The sequence below is a fragment of the Sphingomonas caeni genome, from assembly GCF_026013415.1.
GTDB classification, from domain to species: domain Bacteria; phylum Pseudomonadota; class Alphaproteobacteria; order Sphingomonadales; family Sphingomonadaceae; genus Sphingomonas; species Sphingomonas caeni.
The window spans coordinates 207,039-228,202 of the sequence record NZ_JAPDOK010000001.1 but is presented as its reverse complement, the minus strand read 5'-3'; the positions used below and the strand labels follow the sequence as shown (position 1 = coordinate 228,202).

At 68.0% G+C, this 21,164-nt stretch carries 21 protein-coding genes; 17 read left to right on the top strand and 4 right to left on the bottom strand.

The window, feature by feature from the left end:
- From OF829_RS01290 to OF829_RS01265, 6 genes are read left to right on the top strand one after another with little or no spacing between them, the layout of a single operon-like run.
- Positions 1–1,650, top strand: a complete 1,650-nt coding sequence (locus OF829_RS01290; protein ID WP_264938138.1) for a PHA/PHB synthase family protein — start codon at positions 1–3, stop codon at positions 1,648–1,650.
- Positions 1,650–2,672 carry an enoyl-CoA hydratase/isomerase family protein gene (locus OF829_RS01285; RefSeq protein WP_264938137.1) on the top strand — a complete coding sequence of 341 codons (1,023 nt, stop codon included), beginning with the start codon at positions 1,650–1,652 and terminating at the stop codon, positions 2,670–2,672. The genes OF829_RS01290 and OF829_RS01285 overlap by 1 nt, the downstream gene beginning before the upstream one ends.
- Positions 2,672–3,445, top strand: a complete 774-nt coding sequence (locus tag OF829_RS01280) for an enoyl-CoA hydratase (protein WP_264938136.1) — start codon at positions 2,672–2,674, stop codon at positions 3,443–3,445. Before OF829_RS01285 ends, OF829_RS01280 begins: the two co-directional genes overlap by 1 nt.
- Positions 3,442–3,666: a hypothetical protein gene (locus tag OF829_RS01275; RefSeq protein WP_264938135.1), complete on the top strand. Its 225-nt coding sequence runs from the start codon at positions 3,442–3,444 to the stop codon at positions 3,664–3,666. Before OF829_RS01280 ends, OF829_RS01275 begins: the two co-directional genes overlap by 4 nt.
- Entirely contained in the window at positions 3,667–4,557 is an 891-nt protein-coding gene (gene mmsB, locus OF829_RS01270; protein WP_264938134.1) for a 3-hydroxyisobutyrate dehydrogenase, read from the top strand.
- A gap of 49 nt (positions 4,558–4,606) precedes the next feature.
- Positions 4,607–5,545 (top strand): polysaccharide lyase domain-containing protein, encoded by a 939-nt coding sequence (locus tag OF829_RS01265; protein ID WP_264938133.1) that lies wholly within the window; start codon positions 4,607–4,609, stop codon positions 5,543–5,545.
- 135 nt (positions 5,546–5,680) lie between these two features.
- On the opposite strand, the gene OF829_RS01260 is transcribed toward OF829_RS01265, so the two are convergent.
- On the bottom strand, positions 5,681–7,342 hold the full coding sequence (locus OF829_RS01260) for an alkaline phosphatase family protein (RefSeq protein WP_264938132.1): 1,662 nt from the start codon (positions 7,340–7,342) through the stop codon (positions 5,681–5,683).
- 73 nt (positions 7,343–7,415) lie between these two features.
- Here OF829_RS01260 and OF829_RS01255 point away from each other — a divergent pair, with 73 nt between their 5' ends.
- From OF829_RS01255 to OF829_RS01240, 4 genes are all read left to right on the top strand, one after another.
- Entirely contained in the window at positions 7,416–9,479 is a 2,064-nt protein-coding gene (locus OF829_RS01255; RefSeq protein WP_406701383.1) for a protein-disulfide reductase DsbD family protein, read from the top strand.
- A 68-nt stretch (positions 9,480–9,547) separates the two neighbouring features.
- Positions 9,548–10,990 (top strand): circularly permuted type 2 ATP-grasp protein, encoded by a 1,443-nt coding sequence (locus OF829_RS01250; RefSeq protein WP_264938130.1) that lies wholly within the window; start codon positions 9,548–9,550, stop codon positions 10,988–10,990.
- A gap of 163 nt (positions 10,991–11,153) precedes the next feature.
- Positions 11,154–12,089: an alpha-E domain-containing protein gene (locus OF829_RS01245; RefSeq protein ID WP_264938785.1), complete on the top strand. Its 936-nt coding sequence runs from the start codon at positions 11,154–11,156 to the stop codon at positions 12,087–12,089.
- Positions 12,089–12,892, top strand: a complete 804-nt coding sequence (locus tag OF829_RS01240) for a transglutaminase family protein (RefSeq protein WP_264938129.1) — start codon at positions 12,089–12,091, stop codon at positions 12,890–12,892. The genes OF829_RS01245 and OF829_RS01240 overlap by 1 nt, the downstream gene beginning before the upstream one ends.
- Positions 12,893–12,895: 3 nt before the next feature.
- Here the strand turns inward: OF829_RS01240 and OF829_RS01235 are convergent, their stop codons facing one another.
- Both OF829_RS01235 and OF829_RS01230 read right to left on the bottom strand, forming a co-directional pair.
- Positions 12,896–13,681: an arginyltransferase gene (locus tag OF829_RS01235; protein ID WP_264938128.1), complete on the bottom strand. Its 786-nt coding sequence runs from the start codon at positions 13,679–13,681 to the stop codon at positions 12,896–12,898.
- A gap of 294 nt (positions 13,682–13,975) precedes the next feature.
- Positions 13,976–15,211, bottom strand: coding sequence for a threonine ammonia-lyase (locus OF829_RS01230; RefSeq protein WP_264938127.1), 1,236 nt, complete (start codon positions 15,209–15,211; stop codon positions 13,976–13,978).
- Positions 15,212–15,286: 75 nt separating this feature from the next.
- Here OF829_RS01230 and OF829_RS01225 point away from each other — a divergent pair, with 75 nt between their 5' ends.
- From OF829_RS01225 to OF829_RS01195, 7 genes are all read left to right on the top strand, one after another.
- Complete coding sequence (locus tag OF829_RS01225) at positions 15,287–15,586, top strand: hypothetical protein (protein ID WP_264938126.1); 300 nt, start codon at positions 15,287–15,289, stop codon at positions 15,584–15,586.
- Positions 15,587–15,631: 45 nt separating this feature from the next.
- Positions 15,632–16,498, top strand: a complete 867-nt coding sequence (locus OF829_RS01220; RefSeq protein ID WP_264938125.1) for an NAD(P)-dependent oxidoreductase — start codon at positions 15,632–15,634, stop codon at positions 16,496–16,498.
- Entirely contained in the window at positions 16,495–18,153 is a 1,659-nt protein-coding gene (locus OF829_RS01215; protein ID WP_264938124.1) for an amidohydrolase, read from the top strand. Before OF829_RS01220 ends, OF829_RS01215 begins: the two co-directional genes overlap by 4 nt.
- The gene (locus tag OF829_RS01210) at positions 18,129–18,689 is read left to right on the top strand and encodes an HPP family protein (RefSeq protein ID WP_264938123.1); all 561 of its coding nucleotides are present in this window, start codon (positions 18,129–18,131) and stop codon (positions 18,687–18,689) included. Before OF829_RS01215 ends, OF829_RS01210 begins: the two co-directional genes overlap by 25 nt.
- Positions 18,686–19,528: a hypothetical protein gene (locus OF829_RS01205; RefSeq protein ID WP_264938122.1), complete on the top strand. Its 843-nt coding sequence runs from the start codon at positions 18,686–18,688 to the stop codon at positions 19,526–19,528. Before OF829_RS01210 ends, OF829_RS01205 begins: the two co-directional genes overlap by 4 nt.
- Positions 19,529–19,612: 84 nt before the next feature.
- Positions 19,613–19,906: a hypothetical protein gene (locus tag OF829_RS01200; RefSeq protein ID WP_264938121.1), complete on the top strand. Its 294-nt coding sequence runs from the start codon at positions 19,613–19,615 to the stop codon at positions 19,904–19,906.
- Positions 19,899–20,372 carry a hypothetical protein gene (locus tag OF829_RS01195; RefSeq protein ID WP_264938120.1) on the top strand — a complete coding sequence of 158 codons (474 nt, stop codon included), beginning with the start codon at positions 19,899–19,901 and terminating at the stop codon, positions 20,370–20,372. The genes OF829_RS01200 and OF829_RS01195 overlap by 8 nt, the downstream gene beginning before the upstream one ends.
- 64 nt (positions 20,373–20,436) lie before the next feature.
- Here OF829_RS01195 and ctrA read toward each other — a convergent pair whose 3' ends face one another.
- Entirely contained in the window at positions 20,437–21,144 is a 708-nt protein-coding gene (gene ctrA / locus OF829_RS01190) for a response regulator transcription factor CtrA (RefSeq protein WP_264938119.1), read from the bottom strand.
- Between the last annotated feature and the right edge of the window lie 20 nt (positions 21,145–21,164).

The window sequence follows — 21,164 nt, the reverse complement described above, 5'->3', positions numbered from 1 at the left end:
GTGAAAACCTGGCATGACGCCGCGGAGGCCATGACCAAGGCGATGAAGCTGCCCGCGACCCAGCCCTATGATCCGTTCGCGGTGGCGGGGGCGATGGCGGACTTTGCCAGCGGAATGAAGCCCGTGGATCTGTTCGCGGTGCAGATGGATGCCGCCCGGCAATGGGGCGATTTCTGGATGAAGGCCTGGTCCCCCGAGCCGGGCGAGAAGGTGCGCGACCGGCGCTTTTCGGCGGCGGCATGGGCCGAGGACCCCTATTACCGGACGCTCCGCGACGCCTATCTGCTGGCGTCGGAGCAACTGCGTTCGCTGGTGGGCAAGGGCGACGAAAGCGCGATGGTGCGATTCCTGCTCGACCAGTATCTGAACGCGGTCAGCCCCAGCAATTTCGCGATGACCAATCCGGACGTGGTCCAGCGGACGCTGGAGACCAAGGGGGCGAACCTCGCCCAGGGCTTCAAGAACCTCGTCGAGGATCTGGCGAGCGGCAAGGGGCTGGTGCAGCGCCGGTCCGATCCGGGCGCCTTCGTGAAGGGCGAGACCATCGCCGCGACCCCGGGCAAGGTCGTGTTCCAGAACCGGCTGTTCCAGCTGATCCAATACGATCCCGCCACCGCGGACGTCGCCGCCGAGCCGCTGCTCTACGTGCCCCCGCTGGTGAACCGCTTCTACATGATCGACCTGGTGCCGCGGCAGAGCCTGGTGAAGTGGCTGGTCGATCAGGGGCGGACGGTGTTCGTCATCTCCTGGGTCAACCCGACCGAGGCGCATCGCGACGCCGATGTCGGGTCGTACGTCCTCGAAGGGATCGTCGAGGCAATCGCGGTGGTGCGCGAGCGGACGGGCGAGAAGCCCGATCTGTTCGCCTTCTGCCTTGGCGGCACGCTCGTCGCGATCGCGCTGGCGTGGCTTGCGGCGACGGGGCGTGGCGGCGAGGTCAATTCGGCCACGCTGATCGGATCGATGGTCGATTTCGCCGATATGCGCGACTGGTCGGCCTTTGTGCACGAGGCGCATCTGGCCGCGCTCGAAGGGCATGTCGACCGGCAGGGCTTTATCGACAGCGTGGAGCTGCAGCGGCTGTTTGCGGCAATGCGCGCGAACGATCTGATCTGGTCGTCGGTGGTGAACCATTATCTGCTCGACCGTCCCGCGCCGCCGAGCGACCTGCTCTATTGGTTCGAGGATGGCGCGCGGATTCCCGCGGGCTTCCTCAAATCGTATAATCGCGACCTGCTGTTCGAGAACAAGCTGCGCGGCTCGGGGTTCGCGGTGGACGGCGTGCCGATCGATCTCGCCGCGATCGCCACGCCGATGCTGGTGATCGCGCTCAAGGAGGATCATGTCTCGGCGTGGAGTGCGGTCTATGACGGCGCGAAGCTGCTCGAGGCCGACTTCATCCTCGGCGGATCGGGGCACAATGCCGGCGTCATCAATCCGCCTGCCGCCAACAAGCATGGCTATTGGACGAGCGATGCGCGGCCGGACAGCGCCGACGCATGGCTTGCCTCCGCGACCCGGCACGAGGGCTCGTGGTGGCCGCTCTGGGACGTGTGGCTCGGCGAACACGGATCGGGGAAAAAGCTGCCGGCGCGCCAAATCGCGGACGGAATCGAGCCCGCGCCCGGTTCTTACGCTAAGGCGCCCTGATGACTGACGAGATTCGGGCCTACAAGGAAGGCGCGGCGGGGCGCCTGCGGCTCAACCGGCCCAAGGCACTGCATTCGCTGAATACCGATATGGTGCGGGCGATGACCGCCGCTTTGCTGGAATGGCGCGACGATCCCGAGATGCGGATCGTGCTGATCGACCATGCCGAGGGCAGGGGCTTCTGCGCGGGCGGCGATGTCGTGGGGATCGCGAAGACCGTGGAGGGACAGGACGCCGCGGCGCGCAGCTTCTTCTTCGACGAGTATCGGCTCAACCATCTGATGTACACCTATCCCAAGGCCGGCGTGGCCTTCATGGACGGGGTGACGATGGGCGGCGGCGTGGGGATTGCGTGCCCGTGCCGCTATCGCGTCGCGACCGAGAACACGATGTTCGCGATGCCCGAGACGACGATCGGAATCTTCCCCGATGTCGGCGGCGGGCGCTATCTGTCGCGGCTGCGCGGGCGGCTCGCGCAATATCTGGCGCTCACCGGCGCGCGGCTCAACGGGGCCGAGTGCCAGGCGCTGCGGCTGGCGACCCACTATATCCCGTCGGACCGGCTGGAGGGGGTCAAGGCGCGCATCGCCAAGGACCCGTTCCGCGTCCAGGCGATCCTCGACGAAGCCTCGATCGAGCTGCCGGTGGCGCCGATCATGTGGCGGCTCGAGCTGATCGACCGCTGCTTCGCGCCCGATACGCTCGAGGAGATCCTCGCCTGCCTCGACGCCGAGAAGGATCAATGGGCGCGCGACCAGGCCGCGACGATCCGCTCGAAATCGCCCACCGCCTGCGCGGTCTCGCTCAGGATGCTGGTCGAGAGCCCCAAACAGCCGCATTTCGTCGACGAGATGCGGATGGAATATGGGCTGATGGTCCGCCTGATCCGCCATCCCGATTTCCGCGAGGGCGTCCGCGCGCTGCTGGTCGACAAGGACGGCGCGCCGCATTGGGCACCCGCAGCCGATACCGATGCGTTCTTCGAACCGCTTCCCGATGACGAAGCATGGAGCCCGATCTGATGTCCTACGAAACCATCCTCGTCGAACAGCGCGGCGCCGTGACGCTGGTGACGCTCAACCGGCCGCAGGCGCTCAACGCGCTCAACAGTCAGGTGCTGAGCGAGCTGCTCGACGCAATGCGCGCCTTCGATGCCGATCCGTCGCAGGGTTGCGCGGTGCTGACCGGCAGCGAGAAGGCCTTTGCCGCGGGCGCCGACATCAAGGAGATGCAGGCGCAGGGCTTTGCCGACATGTACGGCCACGACTTCTTCTCGGGCTGGGACGCATTCTGCCGCACGCGCAAGCCGATCATCGCTGCGGTTTCGGGCTATGCACTGGGTGGCGGGTGCGAGGTGGCGATGATGTGCGACTTCATCCTCGCGGCGGACACCGCCAAGTTCGGCCAGCCCGAGATCAAGCTCGCCGTCTCGCCGGGCATGGGCGGATCGCAGCGGCTGACCCGCGCGGTGGGCAAGGCCAAGGCGATGGAGATGTGCCTGACCGGCCGGATGATGGACGCCGCCGAGGCCGAGCGCGCCGGGCTGGTGAGCCGCATCCTGCCCGCCGCCGAGCTGGTCGAGGAGGCGGTCAAGACCGCGGCGCTGATCGCGTCGATGGCGCCGCTCGCGGTCAAGGCCAACAAGGAGATGGTCAATGCGGCGTTCGAGACGACGCTGGCGCAGGGCGTCGCGTTCGAGCGGCGGCTGTTCCATGCGCTGTTCGGGACGGCGGATCAGAGCGAGGGCATGAGCGCGTTCGTCGAGAAACGGCCGGGGAACTGGACGGGGAAATGACCGACTGGATGCGCGCCTTTTATCGCCGAACGGGGCGACGAATGCGCGCTTTCATCGTGTTCTGGTGGATCGTGGCGGTGCTGATCCCTTTAACCTGGATCGGACGCGACGATGGCCCGTCGCTGTCGTTCTTGGCTCAATTCTACACTCTGAGTATTGTTGTCACGGCGATGCTTTGGATCGTGGCCGGGGTTTTTCTCAAGATTTCGGAGAAGGCATAGGTGGCACGCGTCGCATTTATCGGGCTCGGAAACATGGGCGGCGGGATGGCCGCGAACCTTGCCAAGGCGGGGCATGACGTCCGCGCCTTCGACCTGTCGGCCGATGCGCTCGAGCGCGCGCGGCTCGCGGGGTGCCTGCCCGCCGAGGATGCGGCGGGCGCGATCAAGGGCGCCGAGGCGATCGTGACGATGCTGCCCGCGGGCAAGCATGTCGACAGCGTCTATAGCGAGACCGTGTTCGAGCATGCCGATCCGGCGGCGATCCTGATCGACTGCTCGACGATCGACGTCGATACCGCGCGGCGCGTGGCCGAAGCTGCGCAGGCGCGCGGGCTGCTCGCGGTCGATGCGCCGGTCTCGGGCGGGATTGCCGCCGCGAATGCGGGGACGCTCACCTTCATGGTCGGCGGGACCGAGCAGGGCTTTGCCAGGGCAGAGCCCTTCCTCGCCGACATGGGCAAGGCGGTGATCCATGCGGGCGCGAGCGGATCGGGCCAGGCGGCGAAGGTGTGCAACAACATGCTGCTCGGCGCGGAGATGATCGCGACGTGCGAGGCGTTCGTGCTGGCGGAGAAGCTCGGGCTCGACCTTCAGAAATTCTACGACATCGCCTCGGTGAGCTCGGGACAGAGCTGGTCGATGACGAGCTATTGCCCCGTCCCCGGCGTGGGGCCCGAAAGCCCCGCGGACCGCGACTATCAGGGCGGGTTCGCCGCGGCGCTGATGCTCAAGGATCTGCGGCTGGCGATGGAGGCCGCGGCGAATGCCTGCGCCGATACGCCGATGGGCGCGCGGGCGGCCGAACTCTACGAGGAGTTCGTCGCGCAGGGCCATGGGGCCAAGGACTTTTCCGGGATCATCCAAAGGCTGCGCGACCAGAAGGTGGGTTAACCCTCTATTCGCCTTCACGGGGCATCCTGCGCGTGAGAAGGAGCCCCTCATGCGCCGCATTGTCCTGCCTTTGCTCGCCCTTGCGCTGACCGCGCCCGCCGCCGCGCAGCAACAGGCTCCCGCGCGCTTCACCATTGCTGAATCGGGCGAGGGCTTCGACACGCTCGACGCTGCCGTCCGCGCGGTGGGCGACCGCCGCGCGACGATCGTGATCGCGCCGGGCACCTATCGCGAATGCGCGGTGCAGGAAGCGGGGTTCATTACCTTCAAGGCTGCCGTCCCGGGCCAGGCGATCTTCGAGAAGGAGACGTGCGAGGACAAGGCGGCCCTGGTGCTGCGCGGGCGTGGGTCGGTGGTCGATGGGCTCGTGTTCCGCGGCTACAGCGTCAATGACGGCAACGGCGCGGGCATCCGCATCGAGACCGGCGACCTGGTCGTCATCAACTCGATGTTCCTCGACAGCCAGGAAGGCATTCTCGGCGGCAATCCTTCGGGGCAGAAGATCACCATCGACCGCTCGACCTTCTCCGGCCTCGGCCAGTGCGATCAGGCGCCCAATTGCAGCCATTCGATCTATCTCGCCAATCAGGGCGAGGTGATCGTCACTCGTAGCCGCTTCGAGCGCGGGACCGGCGGCCACTATGTCAAATTGCGCGTGCCGCACGTCCAGATTCTCGATTCGAGCTTCGACGACAGCCAGGGGCACAACACCAACTACATGGTCGATCTGTCCGAAGGCGGCGTCGGGCTGATCGCGCGCAACATATTCGTGCAGGGGCCGAACAAGGAGAATGGATCGGGCCTGATCGTCATCGCGGCGGAGGGGAAGACCTATCCGTCCGCCGGCCTGCGCATCGAGGATAACGAGGCGAGCATGGCCCCGGGCGCGGGCGGCGACCCGGCGTTCGTGGCGGATCTGAGCCACCAGCGGATCGATCTCGCCAACAACCGGCTGACGGGGATGCGGCCGTTCGAGGTGCGGCGGTAATTCCCTCTCCCTGAAGGGGAGAGGGAGGGAGCCGACGCAGTCGGCGGAAGGGTGAGGACATTAGGCTCGCCCCCTCATCCTTCCCACTCGCTTCGCGAGCGGGCCCCTTTCTTCTCCCCTAAAGGGAGAAGGAGTTCACTTACACGTCGTCCCCGGCCCCGCGTCCAGGTCCAGGCAGCGCCCGTCGATCTCCACCGGCACCCGCACGCCCAGCGTCGCCGCCAGCGTCGGCGCGATATCCACCGTCTCGACCGACAGCGGATGCTCGAACCCCGTCATCCCGCGCCGCCAGAACAGGATCGGCACGCGGCGGTCATAGTCCCAGAAGCTGCCATGGGTGGCGGTGTAGCCCTGCATTGGGACCGCGATCGGGGTGATGCGCGGGCGCAGCGCCACGACGAGGTCGCCGGTGCGGCCCGGGTCGAGCGCGGCGCGGGCGCGTTCGAGCATCGTCCAGGTCTCGGGCGGACCCTTGGGGCTGGGCGTCGCGGCGATCTGCTCCCGCGTGTAGACGTCATAGACTTGCGGGTTCTGGCGCAGGATGCGGATTGCCTCCTGCTGGACCGCCTCGCGCTGGGTGCGGGTCAGGGCTGGATTGATATAGACGTCGCCCGGGATGCCGCCGAACAGGATCGGGCCGGTGATGCCGAGCGTGTCGCCGATCTGCTTGCCGATCCGCGAGACGCCGAGCAACGCCTCCTTGCCGTCGTCGGTCAGGCTTGTGCGCGCTGCCATGGTCGCGCCATGCTCGCGGTTGCGCTCGGGGATGTCGAGCCCGCCATGATCGGCGGTCAGGACGACCTCGTAATCGACCCCGGTCTTGTCGAGCGCGGCGAACAGGCGGCCGAGCCGCTGGTCGAGCGCGAGCATCTGGATGCACATCTCGCTGCCCTCGGTGCCGTAGCTATGGCCGACATAGTCGGTGGCCGAGGCGCCGATGATCAGCAGGTCGGTGGACTTGCCCTGACCGAGCTTCATGTCGCCGGCGAGCTGGGTGGCGAGCGAGAAGACCGTATCGTCGAACTCGGGCGAGGCCTTGAAGGGCTGGAGGCTGTCCTTCTCGCCCACCGCCTTGCGCGCGAAGCGGCCAGCGCCGACGGTTTGACTGCCCGCCTCGAACGCGCGGTTGCGCGGGATGCAGAAGGCGGGGAGCGGCATGGGTTTCTGCGGCTGGGCGAGGCGCGTGGTGAGTGCGGTGTTGGCGTTGGTCACCGCGGCCGGCATCGCGCGGCCGGCATAGCTTTGGAAGCTGCGGCTCTTGTCCCAGAACCACCAGAGCTCGTCGACCTTGTGCCCGCCCATCATCACCGCGGCGCGGTCCTTGCCCGCGACCGAGACGACGCGGCTGGCGGGATCGGCGAGCTTCATCCATTCGCCGAGCGTGGGCACCTTCAGATGCTTGTCGGAGACGACATAGTTGGACGAGCTTGTGCCGGGCAGGCTTTCGTCCTCGGCGCAATAGACCATGAAGTTGGGCTTGTCGCCGCGCGCCGCGGCGAAATCGATCCAGTCATTGGCGACGATGCCGGTGCGCGCGGGACGGGCCCCGGTGAGGATGGTCGAATGGCCGGGGCAGGTCTCGGTCGCGGCGTGGCTCTGATAGCCCGAGGGGAAGACCGCGCCGGTCAGCAGCCGCGCGAAGCCGCCGGTGAAGACGGTGCGGTATTCGGCGAAGAGATCGGCCGAGAATTGATCGACCGAGACGACGACGACCAGCTTGGGCGGGGTCTGCTGGGCCAGGGCCGGGGTGGCGGCGGCAAGCGCGAACAATGCGGCGAACGTGCGTATGATTTTCATGCCACCTCCGGCGTGGTCAAACCCTGTGCCCTGCTGCTATCGGGGATCGATCGGGCGAGGGCAAGGACGGGCCATGCGAGCTTTTTGTTTCGGGTTGATGGCGCTTTTGCTCGCGCTGATGGGCGCTCCGGCGACGGCGCAAGAGATCGAGCCGGGGCCGCATGTGCTGCTCCAGCTGGTGCCCGAGAGCGACACCCCTGCCCCCGACAGCGAGGTGACGGTGGCGCTGGCCGGCGCGCCCAAGCCGCGCTGGCATGCCTATTGGCTCAACCCCGGTGACGCGGGGCTTTCGACCAAGGCCGAATGGACCTTGCCCAAGGGAGTGACTGCGGGCGAATTCAGCTATCCGGTGCCCCAGCGGCTGCTGATCGGCGGGCTGATGAACTATGTCTATGAGAAGCCCTATACGCGCTTCGTGACGCTCAAGATTCCGGCCGGGATCGCGCCGGGGACCGTGCTGCCGATCAGCGTCAAGCTCGACTATCTGGTTTGCACCAACGAGATGTGCGTGCCCGAAAACGCGACACTGACGGCATCGATGACGGTAGGCGACGGCGCGGTGGCGCCCGAGCGGCGCGCGCAGTTCGATGGATGGCGCGCGGCGATCCCCAAGCCGCTGGGAAGCGACGCGACCTATCAGGTGTCGGGCGGGGGCTTCCGGCTTTCGGTTCCGTTCCCCGAAAGCGCGGCGGCAGACGATGTCTATTTCTATCCGATCACCGACAAGGTGGTCGATTACAGCGCGCCGCAATCCACGGTGCGGGACGGCGACCGGCTGGTGATCGCGACCAAGGCCAAGGACGGAACTGCGCCGGAATTCCCGGGCGGGCCGATCGAGGGCGTGCTCGGGGTGGGCATGGGGCGCGGCTTCGCGATCCGGGCGGTGCCAGGCACGGTGGCGGCCGCGGTGACCGCCCCCGTGCTGGCGCAGACGCAGGGCGTGTGGTGGACCGCGTTGCTCGCGTTCGGCGGGGCGGTGCTGGGGGGCGTGCTGCTCAACATCATGCCGTGCGTATTTCCGATCCTGAGCCTCAAGGCGCTGAGCCTCGCCAAGGCCAATGATGGCGAGGGCCATCCGCGCGCAGAGGCTTTGGCGTACGCGGCTGGCGTGGTGCTGGTGTGCCTCGCGCTGGGCGGGACCTTGCTGGCGCTGCGCGCGGGCGGGGCGAGCCTCGGCTGGGCCTTCCAGCTGCAGGACCCCAAGGTGATCCTGCTGCTGCTGCTCGTGGTGACGGGGATCGCGCTCAACCTCGCGGGGCTGTTCGAGGTAATGACCCCCGGCTTCATCAACCGGATGGCGGGGCAGGGGACCGGCGGCGCCTTCATGACCGGCGCGCTCGCGGCGTTCATCGCGACGCCGTGCACCGGGCCCTTCATGGCGACCGCGCTCGGGGCGGCGCTCGTCCTGCCGACGCCTGCGGCGATGGCGGTGTTCGGCGGCTTGGGGCTCGGGATCGCCTTGCCCTTCCTGCTGCTCGGCTTCGTCCCCGCGCTACGCCGGCGGCTGCCCAGGCCCGGCGCATGGATGGAGACCTTCCGCCGCATCCTCTCGGTGCCGATGTTCCTGACCGCGATCGCGCTCGCCTGGGTGCTCGGGCAGGAAGCAGGCGTCAACGGGATGACGGTCGGGCTCGGCGCGGCGCTGCTGCTGGCGCTCGGCCTGTGGTGGGCGGGCATCCGGCAGATGAAGGGCAAGGCGGCGTGGCTGCTCCCGCTGCCGCTGATCCTGCTCTCGGTCGCCGCGGTGGCGCTGATCAAGCCCGCCCCCGCCGCCGGCGGGGTGCAACAGGCGCTCGCGGGCGCCGAACCCTTCAGCGAGAAGCGCCTCGCCGAACTGCAGGCCGAGGGCCGCCCGGTCTTCGCCTATTTCACCGCCGATTGGTGCCTCACCTGCAAGGTCAACGAGAAGGGCGTGATCGAGACCGAAGCGGTGGCGAAGGCGCTGGCGGACGGCAAGGTCGCGGTGCTGGTGGGCGACTGGACCGATGGCGACCCGGCGCTCGGCCGCTTCATCGAGAAGCACAACCGTGCGGGCGTGCCGCTCTATCTCTGGTACAAGCCGGGCGCGGCCGAGCCGCAGGTGCTGCCGCAGATCCTGACGCAGGGGATGCTGACGGATCTTGCCGCGGGGAAGTGACCCCCTTGTGCGCCGCAGCAAAGCGTTGCAGCATGGAACCATAGCAGGTTCCGGCACTTGGGGAGCGAATGGCGGCACGCGGGGCGTTTGACGAAATCTGGGGGCATGGCGGGCCTGCGTCTCCGCGCGCGGAATTCGCGTCGCTTGCGCGGTGGATCGCCGAGACCCCCGCCGACGAACTCCAGCGCCGCCAGCAATCGGCCGAGGTGACCTTCCGCCAGCTGGGGATCACCTTCGCGGTCTATGGGGACAGCGACGCCGCCGAGCGGATCATCCCGTTCGACATCGTCCCGCGCGTCTTCCTTCACGACGAATGGGCGCGGCTGAGCGAAGGGCTGGTCCAGCGCGTCCAGGCGATCAACGCCTTTCTCGAGGACATCTATGGCGACGCCCGCATCCTGAAGGAGGGGGTGATCCCCAACGAGCTGGTGCTGCTCAACGAGCAGTTCCGCCCCGAGGTGAACCGGGTGCGGCCGCCGCACGGCGTGTGGGCGCATATCTGCGGGATCGATCTGGTGCGCACCGGCCCCGACGAATTCTATGTGCTCGAGGACAATGCGCGAACCCCCTCGGGCGTCTCGTACATGCTCGAGAATCGCGAGGCGATGATCCGGCTGTGCCCCGAGCTGTTCCGCGATTTCCGCGTCGAGCCGGTCGACTCCTATCCGGACATGCTCCTCCAGACGATGCGCTCGGTCGCGCCGCATATGGGCAAATCGACCCCGGTGTGCGTCGTGCTGACGCCGGGACATTTCAACTCGGCCTATTACGAGCACAGCTTCCTCGCGGACTCGATGGGGGTCGAACTGGTCGAGCCGGCCGATCTAGTGGTCGATGACGATGTCGTGTTCATGCAGACCATCGCGGGCCGGGTGCGCGTCGATGTGATCTATCGCCGGATCGACGACGACTATCTCGATCCGCTCGCCTTCCGCCCCGATTCGATGCTGGGCGTGCCGGGGCTGATCGCGGCGTACCGCGCGGGCAATGTCGCGATCCTCAACGCGCCCGGGAACGGCATCGCCGACGACAAGGCGATCTATAGCTACATGCCCGAGATCGTGCGCTTCTATTCGGGCGGCGAGGCCAAGCTGCCCAATGTCGAGACCTGGCGCTGTCGCGAGCCCCAGGCGCTGAAATATGTGCTCGACAACCTTGCCGATCTGGTGGTGAAGCTGGTCGACGGATCGGGCGGGTACGGCATGCTGGTGGGCCCGACCGCCACAAGCGCCCAGATCGAGGAATTCCGCGCCGCGCTGATCGCCGAGCCGCACCGCTATATCGCCCAGCCGACGCTCGCGCTCTCGACCGTGCCGACGATGACCGAGAAGGGGCTGGCGCCGCGCCATGTCGATTTCCGGCCGTTCGTGCTGACGGGGAGCGACGGGGTGCGGGTGGTGCCGGGCGGGCTGACCCGGGTGGCGCTGCGCGAAGGCTCGCTGGTGGTGAATTCGAGCCAGGGCGGGGGGACGAAGGACAGCTTCGTGTTGTCGCCGGAGGCGGGGGCGTGAGGGGGCTTCACACTCAAATCCTCCCCCGCCAGGGGGAGGTGGCGCGCGCAGCGCGACGGAGGGGGAGGACTCCCGCCGTCAGCGTTCTGGAATCCGCCCCCTCCGTCAGCCTGCGGCTGCCACCTCCCCCTGGCGGGGGAGGATGGGGAGTGCCGCCATGCTGATGCTCTCGCGCACCGCCGCCGCGCTCTACTGGCTCGGCCGTTACCTCGAGCGGGCGGATTTCATCGCGCGCCTCGTCGAGGCGACCGTGCGGCTCGACGCGCTCTCGGCGCGGCCCGCGGGGGAGGCGGCGTGGCAGTCGGCGCTGGCGGTGAGCTACACCGACAAGGCGTTCGCCGCGACCGGGCATCCGGTGACGCTCGCGCATGTCGCGCGCTTCCTCGCGCTCGATGCGAGCCACCCCGGCTCGATCGTCTCGTGCCTCGATCGCGCGCGCAACAATGCCCGCGCCGTCCGCACCGCGCTGACCCGTGAGGCCTGGACCGCGATCAACCGCGCCTGGCTGATGTTCCACAACCGCAGCAGCACCGGCGGGCCGACCGAGACGCTGAACCTGCTCGAGGCGGTGAAGGGCGAGACGCGCGGGTTCGAGGGCGCGATCCACCGGATGATGCGCAACGAGGCGACGCTGCTGATCCAGCTCGGCGCCGCGGTCGAGCGCGCGGACAATACCGCGCGGCTGCTCGACGTTAAATATCACATCCTGCTGCCCGAGGGCGAGCGCGTGGGCGGGGCGGTCGATCGCGACCAGTGGACGACGATCCTCCAGACCGTCTCGGCGGTGACCGCCTATCGCTGGCTGTACAGCGACGGATTGAAGCCCCGCAACGTGATCGACCTGCTGATCAGCCGCTTCGAGCTGCCGCGCAGCCTGGCCGCGTGCGTCGAGGAGGTGGTGACGCTGCTCAGCGCGCTCGCCAAGCGGACCGGCCTGCAGGGCGAGGCCGACCGGATGGCGCGCGCGCGGATGGCACGGATGCAGAAGACCAAGACAACCGACGTGATCGTCTCCGGGCTGCATCAATATCTCGAAGCCTTCATCGCCGAGAATGCGATGCTCGACGCCGCCGTGGCGCGGCAGTTCAGGTTCATCTGATGCGCATCGCGATCGAGCATAGGACGCAGTATCGCTTCAGCCAGGCGCAGGACCGGATCGTCCAGATGCTGCGGCTGACCCCAACCGACACCCAGGACCAAACGGTGGTGAGCTGGCGGATCGGGGTCGATTGCGACGCGCGGCTACGCGAGGCGATCGACGGGTTCGGCAATGCCGTGACGATGCTGTACGCCGAGGGGCCGATCGCCGCACTCGAGCTGAGCGTGATCGGCGAGGTGCTGACCAGCGAGAATGCCGGGGTGATCTGCGGCGCGGCCGAGCCGCTGCCGCCGCTCTTCTATCTGCGCTCGACCCCGCGGACGCAGGCGAGCGTGACGCTGGCCGAGTTCGCGGCGGATGTGGCGGCGGGGGAGGCGCTCGACGGGCTGCACCGGCTCAACGCGGCGCTCCATGGCCGTTTCCCCGACGCGCCGGATTTGCCCGACCGGGGCTGTGCCGCCGCGCAGGCCTTTGCGGCGAAGACGGTGACCTCGCGCGACGTGGCGCAGATCTTCATCGCCGGCGCGCGGCATCTGGGCGCGCCCGCGCGCTACGTCTCGGGCTATCGCACCGATGGCGAGGCGCATTCGGCGCCGCATGCCTGGGCGGAGGCTTATGTCGAAGCGCTGGGCTGGATCGGCTTCGATCCGGCGACGGGGCTCAGCCCGGACGAAAGCTATGTCCGCGTCGCGGTGGGGCTGGACGCCACCGGCGCGGCGCCGATCGCGGGCACGCGGGTGGGACATGGGCGCGAGCAGCTCGATGTGGACCTGCACGTCGACCGGCTGGGCGGCGAGGAATAGGCCTCAGGCCAGTTCGGCGATCCGCACCGGCACCGGCATCGCCAGCGCCTCCTCGTCTTCCATCAGCGACCAGCCATTGGGGCCCAGCACTTCGATCGGGCGATAGCGGGTCTTGTACGCCATCCGCTCGCTGCCCTTCACCCAATAGCCGAGATAGACATAGGGCAGGCCGGCGGCGCGGGCGCGCAGGATATGGTCCATGATGATGTAGTTGCCCAGGCCCGGGCGGCTCTCCTCGTCGGCGAGGAAGAAACTGTAGATCATCGAGAGGCCGTCGGCCTGCTGATCGGTGATGCACGCGCCGACCAGCCGGCCGCGATGGCCGCTGGCGGTCATGGGCTCGCGATATTCGACCACGAACGAGGTGACCGGCGACTGCTCGACCATGTCGGCATAATCGCCCTCGTCCATCGCGGCCATGCCGCCGCCGGGGTGGCGCGCGCCGAGATAGCGGTGGAGCAGCTCGAACTGTTCCTCGGTCGCCCAGGGCTTGCACGCAGTGACTTCGAGGTCCGAGTGGCGCTTCAGGAGCTTGCGCTGGCTGGCGTTGGGCTTGAACTCGCCCGCGACGACGCGGACCGAGACGCAGGCGGTGCAGCCCGCGCAGCTGGGGCGGTAGGCGACCGACTGGCTGCGGCGGAAACCGATCCGGCCGAGCGCGTCGTTGAGCTCGCCCGCATGCGGACCGCTCAGCTCGGTGAAGATCTTACGTTCCTGCTTGCCGGGCAAATACGGGCACGGCGAAGGGCTCGTCACGAAGAACCGCGGAAAACGTGAGAGTGCAGTCACGCCCTTTTCGCCCCTTGCTCGCGGCCGTCGGAACGCGGCCTCGCAAGCAACTATTACCCGGGAAAAAGACGATGAAAAGGCGCTTTACCATGAAAGAGAGTTAACGCTTTACGATTGCGAAACGAGCCGCGGACAAGGCCGGGAATCCCGCGCAGGCGCGCAGGGGGAGCGTTTCGGGCTCAGTATAACTGCGTAGACGAATCGTGTGAATCGCGCGGCGACTCGGTTGGTCGCGCGTGTGATTCGCTTCGTCAGATTGTGGTGGATAAATTCCTCCCCGTCCCGGGGAGGAATTTACGCCAGTTCCGCCTGGCTCACCTCATACTGCGCGCGGCGCAGCGCCGTGATCAGCCGGTCGAGATGGTTGCGGTCGCGCGTCTCGCATTCGATCTCGGTGATCAGGCCCTTGGCCGGCAGCGTGGTGAAGACGCGCTGGTGATAGACCTCGATGATGTTGACGCCCTGTTCGTGGAAGATGCGCGCGACATTGTAGAGCGCGCCGGGGCGGTCCTGGAGCTGGATGCGCAGCCGCGCGAGGCGGCCCGAACGGGCGAGATCGCGCAGCAGCACGTTCGCGAGCAGCCGCGTGTCGATATTGCCGCCGCACAGCACGGTGCCGACTTTCTTGCCCTTGAACCGCTCGGGCTCGGAGAGCAGAGCGGCGAGGCCCGCGGCGCCCGCGCCCTCGACCACGGTCTTCTCGATCTGGAGGAGCAGGCTGACCGCTTCTTCCAGGCGCCGCTCGCCGACCAGGACGATGTCGTCGACCAGCGCACGGACGATCCGTTCGGTGATCGCGCCGGGCTCCTTGACCGCGATGCCTTCGGCAAGCGTGTCGCCCGCGCACGGCATGTCGGTGTGGTTGATGCGGTTGTACATCGAGGGGTAGAGCTCGGCCTCGACGCCGATCACCTCGATCGGACGGCCCTGCGCCTTGGCGACGGTGGCGATGCCCGAGATCAGCCCGCCGCCGCCGAGCGGCACCACCAGCGTGTCGAGATCGGGCACGTCCTCGAGCATTTCGAGCGCGACGGTGCCCTGGCCCGCGATGATCCGCGTATCGTCGAACGGATGGACGAAGGTCAGGTCCTGCTCCGCCTCGAGCTTGCGGGCGTGCGCGTAAGCCGCGTCGAAAGTCTCGCCCTCGAGGATCACCGTCGCGCCATGGCCCTCGGTCTGGGTGACCTTCACGATCGGGGTATTCTTGGGCATCACGATCGTGCTCGGGATGCCGAGCCGGTTGGCGTGATAGGCGAGGCCCTGCGCATGATTGCCCGCCGACGCCGCGATCACGCCGCTGGTCTGCGGGTTGAGCTGGAGCAGGGTGTTGAGCGCGCCGCGCTCCTTATAGGCCGCGGTGAACTGGAGATTCTCGAACTTGAGATAGACGGTCGCGCCAGTGAGCTCCGAAAGCGTCCGGCTGATCAGGGTCGGGGTGCGCACCACCGCATCGCCAATGCGCATCCGCGCCGCCAGCACGTCTTCGAGCGTGACGGGAAGGGTTTCGGCGGGTGCGGTTTTGGTAGCCATAGTGTCGGGGCCCTAGACCATCTGGCGCGTGGGGGAAACTGCCCGTATGGCCGGTATGTCGAGGGAGAGAAGCGAATGCGCGGCCTGCTGCTGTTCCTGTTCGCGATCCTTGCCGTGCTGCTGACTGCGGCATGCTGGCTCTATTTCCGCGGAAGTGTGGTGCTTCGCGACGCGAGCGACCGGGCGGTACGCGCCGAGTTCGTGACCGCGAGCGGGTCGATCGAGCTTCAACGCTATCCGGGCGGCATCTTCTTCGGCGTGCCGAGCGCCGATGCGTCGCTCCGCGTCACCTGTGCCAGCGGTCGCACCGTCGAATTCGGCTATGTCACCTCGCATCTCTCGGTCTGGCGGCTGGGCGGCGACCTGGGCTGCTGAACCGGTCTGGCGCACGCGGCCAGTCTTCCCTATGCCCCGTCGCCTATGGCGAAAATCGCATTTCTAGGGCTCGGCGTGATGGGCGGCCCCATCGCGCGGCATCTGGCCGGGGCGGGGCATGAACTGACGGTCTATAATCGCAGCGTCGAAAAGGCCGCTACGTGGGCTGCGGCGCATGGCGGGCGCGCGGCGGCGACCCCGGTCGAAGCCGCCGAGGGGCAGGACGTGGTGATGAGCTGCGTCGGGCGCGACGCCGATCTCGAGCAGGTGACGCTCGGGCCGTACGGTGCCTTCCAGGCGATGCGGGCGGGCGCGCTGTTCGTCGATCACACGACCGTCTCGGCCGAGATCGCGCGGCGGCTCGATGCCGAGGCGGGTGCGCGGGGCTTCCTCTCGGTCGACGCGCCGGTCTCGGGCGGGCAGGCGGGGGCCGAGAATGGCCAGCTCTCGATCATGTGCGGCGGTTCCGCCGAGGCGATGGCGGCCGCCACGCCGGTGATGCAGCCCTATGCCAAGCGGATCGTCCATGTCGGCGGGCCCGGCGCGGGGCAGGTGACCAAGATGGTCAACCAGATCTGCATCGCCGGGGTGCTGCAGGGCGTGTCCGAGGGGCTGCGCTTCGCCCAGGCGGCCGATCTCGATCTCGACAAGGTGTTCGAGGCGATCTCGGGCGGGGCGGCGCAGAGCTGGCAGATGGAGAATCGCTGGCGGACCATGGCCGAGGACAGGTTCGACTTCGGCTTCGCGATCGACTGGATGCGCAAGGATCTGGGCCTCGCGCTCGCCGAGGCGCACCGCAGCGGCGCGCTGCTGCCGATGACGGCGTTGGTCGATCAATTCTATGCCGAGGTTGTCGGCATGGGCGGCGGCCGTCAGGATACCAGCGCGCTCGTGAGGAGATTGCCCAAGTGAAGTTCCTGGTTCGGGCGCTCGCGCTCCTTTCGATCCTGCTCGCCCCCGCCGCGCACGCCGACGGGCTGGTCGACAACGTAAACGGGATGACGCTGGGCGAGAAGGGCGAGGTCGTCCGCTTCTCGGGGCTGATGTTCAACCGCGACGGCGTGGTCACGCGGCTGCTCGCGGGCAACGAGAAGCGGCCCAAGCAGCTCGAATGGCGGATGGACATGGGCGGCAAGACCATGATCCCCGGCATGATCGACGCGCACGGGCATGTGATGGCGCTCGGCTTCCAGTCGCTGCGGCTCGATCTGTCGCAGACACGCAGCCTCAAGGAAGCGCAGGACAAGATCGCGGCCTATTCCGCCGCCAATCCGGCCAAATGGATCATCGGCTTCGGCTGGAACCAGGAGCGCTGGGGGCTGGGCCGTTTCCCGACGGCAGCCGATCTGGATTCCGTGGTTGCCGACCGGCCGGTGTGGCTCGAGCGAGTCGACGGCCATGCCGGCTGGGCGAACAGCCGCGCGATCCAGCTCGCCGGGATCACCGCCGCGACCAAGGACCCGGCGGGCGGGCGGATCGAGCGCGGCGCCAAGGGCGAGCCCGCGGGCGTGTTCGTCGATGCGGCCACCGCGCTGGTTGACAAGGTCGTGCCCCAACCCACCCCGCGCGACCGCAACGCCGCCTTCCTCGCGGCGCAGGACATCCTCTTCAAGCTCGGCATCACCGCCACCACCGACATGGGCACCACCGTCGAGGACTGGCTGACCTATCGCCGGATGGGCGATCTCGGTTACCTGAAGCTGCGCATCATGAGCTATGGCCATGGGGTCGATACGGTGCTGGCGGTGGCGGGACACGAGCCGACGCCGTGGCTCTATGGCGACCGGCTGCGCATGGGCGGGATCAAGCTCTACGCCGATGGCGCGCTGGGCAGCCGCGGCGCGTGGCTCAAGGCCGATTATGCAGATGCGCCGGGGCAGCGCGGGCTCGGCTTCCTGTCGGACGACCAGTTGCTCAACCTGATGAGCCGCGGCGCGATGGACGGTTTCCAGATCGCGGTCCACGCGATCGGCGACCGCGCGAACAAGCAGGTGCTCGATGCGATCGAGGTGCTTTCCGACAATTTCAAGGGCGACCGGCGCTGGCGGATCGAGCACGCCCAGATCGTCGATCCCGCGGACCTGCCGCGCTTCGGCAAGTTCGGCATCATCGCCTCGATGCAGCCGGTCCACCAGACCAGCGACATGCACATGGCCGAGGCGCGGCTGGGCCCCGATCGGCTCGCGGGCGCCTATGCCTGGCGCTCGATGCTGCGCAACGGGAGCCATTTGGCGTTCGGATCGGACTTTCCGGTCGAGAGCCCCAATCCGTTCGTCGGCTGGGCGGTGGGCTTCACCCGGCAGGATGGCGACCTCCAGCCCTATGGCGGCTGGCGCCCCCAGGAGGTGATCACCCGCGAGGAGGCCTGGGCGGCCTTCACGATCGGCGCGGCCTATGCCGGGTTCGCCGAGACCAGGTTCGGGCGGCTCGCGGCCGGCATGCGCGCGGACTTCCTGATCCTCGACCGCGATCCGCTGCTCGCCAGCCCGACCGAGCTGCGCGGCACCCAGGTGCTCGAAACCTGGGTGGGCGGCGAGCGGGTGTGGCAGTTGAAGAAGCCGGGGTGAGCGAGCGGCTCGACCGGCTCTTCACGCCGACGCCGGTGGCGGTCGCGTGGCGCGACCGCTTCGTGGCGACGCTCGGCGCGTTCGCCGGCATATTGCTGACCGCGCTGATCTGCACCTGGCTGATGCCCGGGCGCGAGGGCGCGATGGTGCTGGTCGCGTCGATGGGCTCCTCGTCGGTGCTGCTGTTCGCGGTGCCGGAAAGCCCGTTCGGCCAGCCCTGGCAGGTGATCGGCGGCAATATCGTCTCGGCATTGTCGGGCGCTGCGGCGGTGCAGCTGTTCGGCCACGGACCGCTCGCCGCGGCGACGGCGGTGTCGCTGGGCGTGTTCGGTATGGCGGTGCTCCGGTGCATGCACCCGCCGGGCGGCGGCGCCTCGCTGTTGCCGGTGCTCGATACGCATGGCAGCGCGGCGGCGACTTTCGGCTTCGCGCTGTTCCCGGTGGGGTTCAACGCGGTGGTGCTGGTGCTGGTCGCAATCCTCTTCCATCGCTTCTCGGGCCGCGCCTATCCCCATCCCCGAGGGAGAGGGCAATGATGGCGAGGCTGGCGGCGGTGCTGATCGCAGGCGCGGTGGCGGGATGCGCGACCGGCTACACCATCATCCCTCCCGCGCCGGCGCTTGTCGCCAGACTGGGGCCCGGCGCGGTCGCGGACTATGCCCGCGCCTCGGCCTGTGCCTCGCATCATTGGGCGAACGGCCAGGGCCGCGCGCCCGGCGCCTATACCGAGGGCGTGGCGCTCGTCTTCGCCCGCGCGCTCTGCCACCCTGAGCGCGCCGAGGTCGCCGCGGCCTCCGCGCCCGCGGCGCGGCCGGGGGCGAATGACGGGCTCGATCAATATCCCGAGGCGTTCAAGGCGCTCGGCATGACCGGGCGCGAGGGGCCGGCGGACATGCTGCGCTTCTCCTACACGCTGCTGCTCGGGCTCGGCATGGAGGAGAGTTCGGGGCGGCACTGCCTCGGCCGCTGGATGCAGGACCCCTATTCGGCGCATGATTCGGCCGAGGCCGGGCTGTTCCAGACCTCGTACGGCGCGCGGCGCTATCACCCCTCGCTCGAGCCGCTCTACCAACGCTACAAGGCCGATGAGAGCGGGTGCATGCTCGCCACCTTCAGTCCCGGAATCAGCTGCCCCGAGGAGGATGCGAAGAATTGGGGCGAGGGCGAGGGGGTCAATTGGCAGGCGCTCACCAAGCGCTGCCCGGCCTTCTCGACCGAATATGCCGTTGTGGTGCTCCGCCACGGCGGCGGCGCGCGCGGCGAGTTCGGGCCGATGCGCCGCAAGACTCCCGAGGTGAGCAGCGATTGCAACGCGATGCTGATGGGGATCCAGGCGCTGGTGCGCGAGCATCCGGAGATTTGCGAGGGGCTCTGACGCCTCTGCACCAAATCTCCTCGGCGGCGGGATCAGCGCTGCAAGCGTTTCTGGGAAAAGCCCCTCGCAACGGAGGGCAGGGCAATGGCGGATAGCATGGAAATGCGCGGGGCAGGCGGTAGCTGGCGGATCGCGATGTGGGGCGGGGCTGCCGCGCTGCTGGCGGTCCCCGCGGTCGCGATGCAGTTCACCCGCGAAGTGGACTGGGGTCCGGAGGATTTCATCACCATGGGCGCGATGCTCGCGGCCGCGTGCAGTGCGTTCGAGGTCGCGGTGCGGCTGACACGGAATAGCACCGCGCGCACGCTCGCCGGGGTCGCGATCCTCGCCGTGTTCCTGACGGTCTGGGCCGAACTGGCGGTCGGCATCCTTGACTGAGTTCGCGGGCGGGCAGCCCCTTGTCCACCTGGCGAAGGGGCCGCGGCTTGGTGCAGCCGCGGCCCTGATCCTTCCGTTGCTGCTTTCAGGATGCCTCGATCTGTTCGGGGAGCCCTCGCGCGATCAGGTCGCCTGGGCCAAATCGCCGGATGGGCTCACGCACGCGATCCTGATCGAGACAAATGGCGGGGCGACGACGCCATACGGCTATCTGGTCGAACTGCATCCGGCGGATCATCGGGGCGAGACGCCGATTGGCGTGGCCCGTCTGGTGGCAGCATCCAGCCGCTGCGCCCGCGGCGTGGAACTTCACTGGCTGGACGCCAACACGCTTGCGCTCCGCTATGGCAGCGCGAGGGACGTCGTGCTGTCCGGCCCGGTCTCGGTGGGCGGCAAGACCATCCGGATCGTCGCCCGGAAGTTCGCGGCGAACGCCGCAGCGCCGTGCGGCGGATCGGCCCGCTAACCGCCAACGAAAAGGGCCGCGGTCCTTTCGAACCGCGGCCCTTGTCCCCCGTAAAACTGGTGCGTCAGGCGACTTCGGAGATCGCCACTTCGCCGCCCTCGGGCTCGCGCAGCACATAGCCGCGGCCCCAGACGGTCTCGATATAATTCTCGCCCTCGGTCGCCATGCTCAGCTTCTTGCGCAGCTTGCAGATGAAGACGTCGATGATCTTGAGCTCGGGCTCGTCCATCCCGCCATAAAGGTGGTTGAGGAACATTTCCTTGGTGAGCGTGGTGCCCTTGCGGAGCGAAAGCAGCTCCAGCATCGCATATTCCTTGCCGGTCAGGTGCACGCGGGCGCCATCGACTTCGACGGTCTTGGCGTCGAGATTGACGGCGAGCTTGCCGGTGCGGATGACCGACTGGCTATGCCCCTTCGAGCGGCGGACCACGGCGTGGATGCGCGCGACCAGCTCTTCGCGGTGGAACGGCTTGGTGACGTAATCGTCGGCGCCGAAGCCGAAGCTGCGCACCTTCGAATCCATCTCGTTGATGCCCGACAGGATCAGCACGGGCGTTTGCACCCGCGCCACGCGGACTTTCTTCAGAACATCATACCCGTGCATATCGGGCAGGTTCAGGTCGAGCAGGATGATGTCGTAATCATAGAGCTTGGCGAGGTCCAAGCCTTCTTCGCCCAGGTCCGTGGTATAGACATTGAAGCCTTCGGTCGTGAGCATAAGCTCGATCGCCTTGGCCGTGCTAGGCTCGTCCTCGATCAGCAACACGCGCATCAGCAGTCCCCTTGCCCCCG

Bases quoted from the DNA above. Each gene is read 5' to 3' on its own strand.
- OF829_RS01285 (WP_264938137.1), top strand. From the start codon at position 1,650: ATGACTGACGAGATTCGGGCCTACAAGGAAGGCGCGGCGGGGCGCCTG.
- OF829_RS01245 (WP_264938785.1), top strand. From the start codon at position 11,154: ATGCTCTCGCGCACCGCCGCCGCGCTCTACTGGCTCGGCCGTTACCTC.
- OF829_RS01250 (WP_264938130.1), top strand. From the start codon at position 9,548: ATGGCGGCACGCGGGGCGTTTGACGAAATCTGGGGGCATGGCGGGCCT.
- OF829_RS01265 (WP_264938133.1), top strand. From the start codon at position 4,607: ATGCGCCGCATTGTCCTGCCTTTGCTCGCCCTTGCGCTGACCGCGCCC.
- OF829_RS01240 (WP_264938129.1), top strand. From the start codon at position 12,089: ATGCGCATCGCGATCGAGCATAGGACGCAGTATCGCTTCAGCCAGGCG.
- OF829_RS01275 (WP_264938135.1), top strand. From the start codon at position 3,442: ATGACCGACTGGATGCGCGCCTTTTATCGCCGAACGGGGCGACGAATG.
- OF829_RS01280 (WP_264938136.1), top strand. From the start codon at position 2,672: ATGTCCTACGAAACCATCCTCGTCGAACAGCGCGGCGCCGTGACGCTG.
- ctrA (WP_264938119.1), bottom strand. From the start codon at position 21,144: ATGCGCGTGTTGCTGATCGAGGACGAGCCTAGCACGGCCAAGGCGATC.
- OF829_RS01200 (WP_264938121.1), top strand. From the start codon at position 19,613: ATGGCGGATAGCATGGAAATGCGCGGGGCAGGCGGTAGCTGGCGGATC.
- OF829_RS01230 (WP_264938127.1), bottom strand. From the start codon at position 15,211: ATGGCTACCAAAACCGCACCCGCCGAAACCCTTCCCGTCACGCTCGAA.
- OF829_RS01205 (WP_264938122.1), top strand. From the start codon at position 18,686: ATGATGGCGAGGCTGGCGGCGGTGCTGATCGCAGGCGCGGTGGCGGGA.
- OF829_RS01220 (WP_264938125.1), top strand. From the start codon at position 15,632: ATGGCGAAAATCGCATTTCTAGGGCTCGGCGTGATGGGCGGCCCCATC.
- OF829_RS01260 (WP_264938132.1), bottom strand. From the start codon at position 7,342: ATGAAAATCATACGCACGTTCGCCGCATTGTTCGCGCTTGCCGCCGCC.
- OF829_RS01255 (WP_406701383.1), top strand. From the start codon at position 7,416: ATGCGAGCTTTTTGTTTCGGGTTGATGGCGCTTTTGCTCGCGCTGATG.
- OF829_RS01225 (WP_264938126.1), top strand. From the start codon at position 15,287: ATGCGCGGCCTGCTGCTGTTCCTGTTCGCGATCCTTGCCGTGCTGCTG.